Origin of the sequence: Flavobacterium sp. (assembly GCF_031422135.1) — a bacterium.
GTDB lineage: Bacteria > Bacteroidota > Bacteroidia > Flavobacteriales > Flavobacteriaceae > Flavobacterium.
In genome coordinates, this window is record NZ_JANOQD010000074.1 from 1 (window position 1) to 4,153 (window position 4,153).

The 4,153-nt window shown below is 31.4% G+C and carries 4 protein-coding genes; all 4 read left to right on the forward strand.

Annotation, left to right across the window (positions count from 1 at the left end; genetic code table 11):
* Positions 1–441: hypothetical protein (locus RMO70_RS10135; RefSeq protein WP_310556323.1), on the forward strand; the 441-nt coding region annotated here is incomplete at its 5' end.
* A 531-nt stretch (positions 442–972) separates the two neighbouring features.
* Positions 973–1,947 (forward strand): hypothetical protein, encoded by a 975-nt coding sequence (locus RMO70_RS10140; RefSeq protein ID WP_310556324.1) that lies wholly within the window; start codon positions 973–975, stop codon positions 1,945–1,947.
* A complete protein-coding gene (locus RMO70_RS10145; RefSeq protein WP_310556325.1) occupies positions 1,947–2,549 on the forward strand; it encodes a hypothetical protein in 603 nt (200 codons plus the stop codon). The genes RMO70_RS10140 and RMO70_RS10145 overlap by 1 nt, the downstream gene beginning before the upstream one ends.
* Positions 2,550–2,845: 296 nt before the next feature.
* A partial coding sequence (locus tag RMO70_RS10150; protein ID WP_310556326.1) for a phage baseplate assembly protein V occupies positions 2,846–4,153 on the forward strand: 1,308 nt, incomplete at its 3' end.

The following is a 4,153-nucleotide window of genomic DNA, read 5'->3' on the forward strand; positions in this document are numbered from 1 at the left end:
AAAGTGCAAGTTGAACAAGATTTTAAAAGTAATCCAATTCAAAAAACAGAAATTTTAACCCAACTCGGAATTACAGCATTTTACAAAATGGCGCAAAAAGGCGACCAAGAAGGATTAGTAAATCTATTATTTCAATTCAAATCTAATTTAAATCCATCTTTAAGTGCTGAAATTGTTGCTAAAGGAACCTCGCAAAGTACGATTGACAATATTGTCAATTACGCCGAAGTGCTAAAAACAGCAAATATTGACCAAGAAACATTCAAAGGAACTCGAAAAGAAATAACCGACGAAGCAATAAAAGCGTTCAACGAAATTTATGAAAGCGTTATCAGCGTTGCCAAAATTGCAAACAATTTTTACAAAACCGATAAAATAAAACAACAACAATTTAGTTTCGCAAAAGTATCAGCAACATTAAATAGCCAAAGTGTGAAATAAAAAACGACAACGGAAATTCGACAATGATGCACGGAAACTCAATATTGACTGGCGGAAGAATCATATCAACCCACTGAAATTCTACATTGATATGCGGATAATTAAATGTGAAAGACGGAAATTCAATATCAGTACACGGAAGATAAATAGTGTGTCACGGAAATTTTAAATTGATAAGCGGAAATTAAATAGTGACATTGAGTAGCATTATATTAATACACGGAAACAAAAAAAGTAATCGAAAAATTAAAAATAGGCGGATAGAAAAAAGTAGTCGGAAAAATAAATAAAAAAAACAGGCGATCTGCCAACAGCGGTTTGGCGCAATTGGGGTTTTAGGCAAACTTTAAAGTTGGGTTTGTACTTGGAAGTTCGGTCTTTAATTTAAACATTTGGCTAACCAAATCCCCAACTGACGCCAAGCCACGAGACGTTAACTGCTATTTAACCCAAAAATACCTTAAAATTCACTTTTAGTGATTTAAATTATAAAGCCAATTTTGCATATATTAGCAAAAAATAAAAAAAAATATGGAAGAAAGAAAATTAGAAATTTATACTTTTAAAATTCATCAAAACAGAAAAACAGATGTCTTTCCGTTGTTAGAAAACATACAAGGAATTGATTTGTATACAGAACTTGTAAATAACTTTACCAATTTCGTTGATACATTTCCGCCTGATTTACTAAATGGTAAAACTTGTAGAATAGAAAAAGTAAAAGAACCAAAAAATTCTACAATAAAATCAACTTTTATTCAAGACAAGACATCACGATATATCGCTGGTAAAATTTCTATTGGAGAAGACGACGGCAAAGAACAAGAAGTTGTTAAAAATAATAAAAGTAAAGACCCTTTGTATACAAAAGAAAAAGGTCAATCTATTGAACGTCCGTATTTTTTTATGATTATTTTACCTTTGGATAAAAAATACGGTTTTATTGTTTTAGAAAGAGAAGGCAAACATTCATTAAAATCTGCAATGTGTACATTAATTCTCCAATTTATAAGAAAAAAATTCTCAACCCTTAATGTAAAATTCACAAACTTTATTGAAGACAAAATAATTAGAGAATATTTAACTAATGGTGATTATAATTCAATAATACTTTCTAGAAATTTTTTAGCAAAAGAAAAATCAAAACAATATTTAGGCGAATATCAGAGTGAAGGCGAATATAAAATTGAAATGAAAATTATTCCAACTAAAGGAACCGAAATTCCAATTTTAACTAAACGAAAAGTAATTTCTAACCTTGAAAATAAGACAGGATTTTTTATTGGAAATGAATTTAAAGACATTGGATTTGATGAAAACACAAATATTAAAGTAGTATCAACATACAATCAAAACACTAGAACGATTGATTTGGAGGATACTTTTAAAGTTAGACCATATTACTTGATTAATGTAGATATCAATTCAAAAGGATTTGCAGAATTTGATAGTATAAAGAGTGAATCAATTAAGTTAGTTAGAGAATTAACATTAAACATTATCTAATGTTAGATAAAATAAATGTAAAATCAATAAATGCCGAATATAGAAAAGGCTTCTTAAATGATGGTAAATTAGCATTTTCAGACAGATTACTTTTTTTTATTTTTCCATATATCCTATCTATAATTTTATGTTTTATTAAACTTCCAGATAATGATTTGAAAAACTTACTTGGAACAAGTTTGTCAATCTTTATTGGTTTATTTTTAAATTTAGTAGCAATACTTATTTCTCAAATAAATACAACTAAATCCAACATTAATTTTACAGAACAAAACTTAAGACTAGATATTCTTCAGGAAACTTTATACAATATTTTGTATGCTTTGCTTCAAAGTGTTAAAGCATTAATCTTACTTTATCTTATGAGCGTATTGGTTTTAGGTAAAACTAGTTTTGGAGATTTGTATTACATCATAATCGAACAAGATATTGACCAAAATATTCAATTTGTTTTAAGTTTTTTCCTTTACAAGTTTAATATATCATTAATTTTATCCTTTTATGTAATGATAAAAAATATTGTAGTTCTATTTCAAAAAGAAATTAATTTAGAAAAATTGGATATTAGAAACAATCAAGCGGAAAAAGAAAAAGAAAAATAAACAGCAGTTAACAGCGGTTTGGCGCAATTGGGGTTTTAGGCAAACTTTAAAGTTGGTTTTGTACTTGGAAGTTCGGTCTTTAATTTATACATTTGGCTAACCAAATCCCCAACTGACGCCAAGCCACAAGACGTTGTAAGATACCCTTTTAGAAACATTACGGTAAAAAGAAACATTTAACAAAATATGCGGGAAAACCGTAATCAACATATTTTTATTAACAGTATCTTTACCAAATTTATAAAAAAAATCAAACAACGTTAAACAATTAAACAAACACTATAAAACTTATTTCTATGGCAATAAGCACTACAACTTCTATCCAAATTGAGGGGGAAACTTTACATCGATTTTCAAAGCTAAATATTACACAAACAGTAAACGCCCACCACCAGTTTAGCATTTTGCAACCCATACCTCGAGAATTCGTCAGTCAATCAATAGATAAATCGAATAGCTATATTGGGAAAAGCATTAAAATAGAGGTAAAACCGAATAATTTAGCGACCGAATCGCCCCTACTCTTCTACGGAATCATAACCAAATCAATATTGGTTCGTGAAAATGGTTCGGCAGGAAATATTCAAATTTCAGGTTTTTCGCCAACTATTGCAATGCAAAATTTGCCTAAAAACAAATCATTTTCCAATAAATCGTTATCAGACATTATTCAAGAAATTGCAAATGCATTCCCGCAAAGAGAGTTAAAACCCGTCATAAATCTTAAAGAAAATCAAACTTTACCTTTTACAGTGCAATATGGTGAAAGTGATTTTGATTTTTTGTGCCGATTGGCACAAAAAAAATCAGAATGGTTTTATTATAATGGGCAAGAATTGGTTTTTGGAAAACCAAGGTCAAAAACATTTACTTTAGAATACGGTCGTTCAATCGAACGTTTTGATATCGAAATGAATGCAAAACCACTCAATTTTGAATATACTGGGTACGACCCAAGCACAGGCGAGACCCAAAAAGCGAGTGCTTCCGAGATAAACTATCAAGCAGAAGGCTATACCAAACAAGTTTACGATTCATCAAAAAAATTGTTTCCCGACCAGTCAAACACTTTATATTCAAACCCAATGCAAGAGGGAAACTCTCGCACCCATTTAGTCGATAGAGTAACTACACAATTGCAATCGCAAACTGCCAGTTTAATAACAGCCACAGGAATAAGTGACGAAACTGGACTTCGCATTGGCGATGTAGTTTCTATTCACGAATCGGCATTTTCAATGACAGGCGACCCACGCGATGGCGTGCAAGAACAAAATTATGGCAGTTACACGATAACCAATATTACACACACTTGCGAAGAGGGCGGACAATATTCGAACACTTTCAATGCCATTCCCGAAAGCGGGCAAAGCCCGCCTTACGGCAATGTGTTGGCGACGCCTATTGCCACCTCGCAACCCGCTGTTGTGATTGACAATAACGACCCAAAAGGTTTGGGGAGAATTCAAGTGCAAATGGCTTGGCAAAAAAACAATTCCGAAAAAACCCCTTGGATTCGTATGACAAACCCACACGCTGGTGGTGGAAAAGGAATGTATTTTATTCCCGAAATTGGCGAAGAAGTTTTAATCGGTTTTGAAAGT

Coding starts and splice junctions, on each gene's coding strand:
- RMO70_RS10145 (WP_310556325.1), top strand. CDS start 1,947: ATGTTAGATAAAATAAATGTAAAATCAATAAATGCCGAATATAGAAAA.
- RMO70_RS10140 (WP_310556324.1), top strand. CDS start 973: ATGGAAGAAAGAAAATTAGAAATTTATACTTTTAAAATTCATCAAAAC.